This is a genomic window from Halomonas sp. (assembly GCF_031581305.1).
In the GTDB taxonomy this organism is placed as follows: Bacteria; Pseudomonadota; Gammaproteobacteria; order Pseudomonadales; family Halomonadaceae; genus Halomonas.
In genome coordinates this window covers 1-4612 of record NZ_JAVLBC010000227.1, presented here as the reverse complement: position 1 = coordinate 4612, position 4612 = coordinate 1, and the positions used below count along the sequence as shown (strand labels likewise).

General features: G+C 64.9%; 5 protein-coding genes. 3 read left to right on the top strand and 2 right to left on the bottom strand.

Annotated features, from left to right (window positions below; all coding sequences use genetic code 11):
* Positions 1-173: 173 nt before the first annotated feature.
* Both RI841_RS14595 and nagZ read right to left on the bottom strand, forming a co-directional pair.
* Positions 174-752, bottom strand: coding sequence for a hypoxanthine-guanine phosphoribosyltransferase (locus RI841_RS14595; protein ID WP_310706360.1), 579 nt, complete (start codon positions 750-752; stop codon positions 174-176).
* Between the two features lie 43 nt (positions 753-795).
* Entirely contained in the window at positions 796-1809 is a 1014-nt protein-coding gene (nagZ, locus tag RI841_RS14590; protein ID WP_310706359.1) for a beta-N-acetylhexosaminidase, read from the bottom strand.
* A 326-nt stretch (positions 1810-2135) separates the two neighbouring features.
* Here nagZ and RI841_RS14585 point away from each other — a divergent pair, with 326 nt between their 5' ends.
* The 3 genes from RI841_RS14585 to RI841_RS14575 all read left to right on the top strand — a co-directional run.
* On the top strand, positions 2136-2504 hold the full coding sequence (locus RI841_RS14585; protein ID WP_310706358.1) for a phasin family protein: 369 nt from the start codon (positions 2136-2138) through the stop codon (positions 2502-2504).
* Positions 2505-2629: 125 nt separating this feature from the next.
* The gene (locus tag RI841_RS14580) at positions 2630-3184 is read left to right on the top strand and encodes a carboxypeptidase-like regulatory domain-containing protein (RefSeq protein WP_310706357.1); all 555 of its coding nucleotides are present in this window, start codon (positions 2630-2632) and stop codon (positions 3182-3184) included.
* Positions 3185-3371: 187 nt separating this feature from the next.
* Positions 3372-4612: transposase (locus RI841_RS14575; protein WP_310706356.1), on the top strand; the 1241-nt coding region annotated here is incomplete at its 3' end.

Sequence of the window (4612 nt, the reverse complement as noted above, 5' to 3'; positions counted from 1 at the left end):
TCACCGGCAAGATCCAGAAGTTCAAGATGCGCGAGGAGGCCACCCACGAGCTGGGATTGGCTTGAGCCATAAGCTGTAAGCTCTAAGCTGTAAGAAGAACCCCCGGGCTTCATTGCCCGTGGGGTTTTCTTATGGCTTACAGCTTATGGCTTACAGCTCCCGGCGTAGCCGGGTCAAAGCCCCTTGGGCGCATAGATCCCCGGTGCATTGCGCCAGTAGCCCTTGTAGTCCATGCCGAAACCGAAGACATAGCGGTCGGCGACTTCCAGGCTGCAGTAGTCGGCCCTGAGGCCTGGGACGGCCTTGCGGTCGTGCTGCTTGTCGACCAGCACCGCGGTGGAGGTGCTCGCCGCCCCCGCCTGCCGGCAGTAGTCGAGGATGGCAGCCAGGGTGGCCCCCTCGTCGAGGATGTCATCGACGATCACCACATGGCGGCCGGCCAGGGGCACCTCCGGGGAGACGCGCCAGAACAGCTCGCCGCCGCGCAGGCCACCCCGATAGCGGGTGGCATGAAGGTAGTCGACCTCCAGGGGAAAGCCCAGTCGCGTCATCAGGTGGCCGGTGGTGATCAGGCCACCGTTCATCACGCAGTAGAAAACCGGCAATCGGTCACCCAGGTCACGGGTGATCTCCTCGGCCATGCGGTCCAGGGCCCGCTCGACCTCGGGCTGCGAGATCAGGCAGTCGGCATTGTCCATGACGTCACGCATGACGGTCAGGGACGACAGGGAGTCGGCATCGAGTCGGGGCATCGTCGATCGGCTCTTGAGGGGAAGCAGAAAAGGGAAAGGGGGCTCACTCGGTAGCCATCGCCTCGAGACATGCATGGACACGGCGCCAGCGCGACAGGGCTTCCAGCGCCTTGAGGTCGGGCCGTGCCCTGGCGTAGCGCAAGCGTGTCGCGCGACGCACCTGGCGACCATGACAGGCGTCCAGCACCTCGTGGGCCGCGCTGCGGTCATTGCACACCAGCAGCATGTCACAACCCGCGGCCAGCGCTACCTGCGCCCGGTCGGCGGGCGTACCGGCGGAGGCTGCCCCGGCCATGCTCAGGTCATCGGAGAAGATGACGCCCTTGAAGCCCAGGCTCTCGCGCAACATGCCCAGCCAGGCTGGCGAGAAGCCCGCCGGACGCGGGTCGAAGCCAGGATAGACGACATGCGCAGGCATCACCGCATCGAGACGAGTCGCCAGCTCGGCGAAAGGCAGAAGGTCACGTTGGCGCAGGGCTTCCAGGGAGCGACCATCCACTGGCAGCTCATGATGGGAGTCGGCCGCCACGCCGCCGTGGCCCGGAAAGTGCTTACCTACGGCCACCATGCCCGCCTCGTGCAGGCCGTCAAGGAAGGCACGGCCGAGGCGGGCCACCACCCGCGGGTTCGCAGAGAAGCTGCGATCGCCGATCACGCTGGAGGTGCCACCGTCCACGTCCAGCACCGGGGCGAAGGAGAGGTCAAGGCCGCAGGCCGCCATCTCCATGCCCAGCAACCAGCCGGCATCCTGGCAGAGCCGTACCGTCACCTCGGGCTGCAGGTCGAAGTCGCGCCCCAGGCATCCCATGGCCGGCAGGCGGGTGACGCCCTCGCGCAGGCGCTGGACCCGCCCCCCCTCCTGGTCGACCGTCAGCAACAGATCGGGGCGTATACGACGGACCTCGTCGCACAGGGTGCGGACCTGTCCGGCCGAGGCGATGTTGCGAGCAAACAGGATCACGCCCCCGACCTCGGGGCGCGCCAGCAGTTCGTGCTCCTCTGGGGTCAGGCTGAGGCCCTCCAGATCCAACATCACCGGTCCGAGCATCTGGGTCATGATCATGCCCCTGGAAGATGAAAGGGGCATGATTCTAGACCAAAGCCGCAGCACAGGACAGCCCGCGAGCAGCTCGGCAAGGCTATCGCCGTTGACCCGAATGCGCGATATGCCCCGTCCTGCCTTCCGAAAAGCCAGCCCCGCTCGTAGCCCTGTCGCCGACATAGCCTCGAGCCCTTCTCTTCTGAGATAGCCCTGGCATCGAAATAAAGAATGTTGCACTGCACAAATTGCTCTGCTATTGTGCATCGCAACAGAGACGCAGAAGGCATCGGCAGACCGCCACGGCCTTCGAATTGATCCGAAATCCCCGGGAGGGACTCACGATGCAAAACTTCGACACCAAGCAGTTCACTGAACAGTTCGAATCCATGTTCTTCGGCCCGGCTCGCGCCTATGCGGCCTTGTCCGTGGACTACACCGAGAAGCTGGTCAACGCCCAGCTGGACGCCGGCAAGGCCTACACCGACACCGGCCTGGCGCAGCTGCGCAGCCTGATGAACGTCAAGGATGCCGAAGGCCTGCGCACCTACATGGAAGGCCAGCAGAAGGTCGCCAAGGACCTGACCGAGCGCCTGAAGGGCGACACCGAGAAGGTCGTCTCCCTGCAGAAGGACTTCGTGCAGCAGAGCCAGAAGCTGACCGAAGACAACGTCAAGCAGGCGACTGACACTGCCACCAAAGCAGCCAAGTAAGCCTGAAGGCGCCGGCGTCGCCGGCGCGCTTGAACGTACGAAAGGGCCGCCGATCATCGATCGGCGGCCCTTTTGCGTTATCCTTACCGGGCACGGGGCATCGTCCACCCTCCGGGAGACTGTAGATGACACGTTGGATCCTTCCCGCCCTGCTGGGGCTCACGCTGGCTGGCTGCCAGATCATCGAGCCGCGCTATCCCGCCGGTGAGCGTGAACGCGTCGAGGTCATCGAGCGCGGCATGGAGGCGCCAAGCCAGACTGAACGCGCCGAGCGCCCTGATACTGCCGGCCGGGTTGCTCGCCAGGTAACCTTCCCGGCCGAGGAGTATGCCACTCTGGAGAAGAGCGGCAGTGGCGTGATCAGCGGACGTCTCATGCTGGGCGGGCACCCGGTGGCAAATCGCCCCGTCTCGGCAGCCCCGGTGACCACCTATTCAGCCGAGGCCGCGGAGCAGGCCCTGGCAGGCCGCGCCGTGGAGCCTGCCGACCCGCGGGCACGCGAATACACCCACACCACCCGCACCGACGCCACTGGCTACTTCCGACTCGATGAACTGCCTGCCGGCGAGTTCTATGTTTCGAGCAGTGGACAGGATCCGTCCACCGGCGAGACACGCGTGGTCATCCGCCAGGTCAGCCTGGGCAACGGCCAGTCCCGCAGCATCGAGCTCAGTCGTTGAGCAAACTAGCCGCGCATCCTACGCATCGACGCGAAGCGTGATGCGCTAGTCAAGCGGCAAGCCTTGGCGAGAGCCAAGGCACATGCTGGATAAATATCAGGGAGTAGCTTAGGCTTTTCACATGGCTCGAGCGATGATTCGCACGGACAAGTGGCCCCTACAAGCCACGGCGCAGCAGCGACACCTGATGCGTCTGACGCTGGCGGAATACCGCCAGTTCTGCCGTGCGTTGTCGCTCGTGGTGCTGACCAACTGGCCCTCGCTTCAGCAGGCGCCCAGCTTTGCCACAGCCGTGGAGCGGCTGATGCACCCCACTGCCAAGAATCCGTCGCCACGCCATCGCTACTTCATTCGACGCTTCTACAAGTTCCCGTCCTACCTGCGCCGAGCGGCCATCGAGTTCGTCAAGGGCCAGGTATCGAGCTACCTGACCCGCTATCGGGCCTGGCAGGTGGGCGAACGGAAGCATCGTCATGCCCGGCCACCGCGCTTCAACCCGGTCGCCGGCTGCTACCCGGTGATGTATCGCGGGCAGTTGGTCAAGTTCGATACCGAGTTCACCACCGCCAGTCTGAAGCTGTGGGACGGCAAGGAGTGGCGGTGGCATGACGTGGCGATCAAGGCAGTACGCCAGCGCCACCGCCTGGGCACCGTCAAGTCACCGACCCTGGTGCTCAACCGACGCTGCCACCTGGCGGTGCCGGTGGTGTTGGCGCCTCAATCCCTCCCTGACCAACAGCTCGTGTGCGCAGTGGATGTCGGAATCAATACGCTGGCCACGGCCAGCATCGTGACACCGGACGGCACTGTCGTGGCGCGGAGGTTCTTCCACCCCGCCGCGGACATAGACCGTCGTGACAAGCGCGCCATGCTGATCCGCCGCAAGGCGCGCAAGACCGCCAAGCTCTCGAAAGGGTTCGGGCGGACGTGGTACCGCAAGGCCCAGCACATCAATGAGCACATGGCCCAGCAGACCTCCCGGCGACTGGTCGACGTCGCACTGGCGCAAGGAGCCGATGTGATCGTGCTGGAGGATCTGAAGGGCTGGCGGCCCAAGGCCGGCAAGAAGCGGTCGGGATTGCGCCAGCGCTTCCACCACTGGCTGCATCGCCGGCTGGCCACGCTGATCGAGCAGAAGATGGCCGAGGCCGGCGGCCGGGTCGTTTATGTCTATGCCCGAGGCACCTCGGCCTGGGCGTTCGACGGCTCGGGTCGCATCAAGCGGGACAAGGCGCAGTACGAACTGGCCGCCTTCCAGAACGGCAAGCAGTACAGCGCGGATCTTAACGCCAGTTACAACATCGGTGCCCGCTACTGGGCCTGGAAACACAAACTGACCCGCCGCAAGGACGGGCAGTTGTCAGGCGGCAAACGCTCCCCTGGCAAACCGAGAATGCCGGTCACGCTCTCAACGCTCTGGCAGCGAGA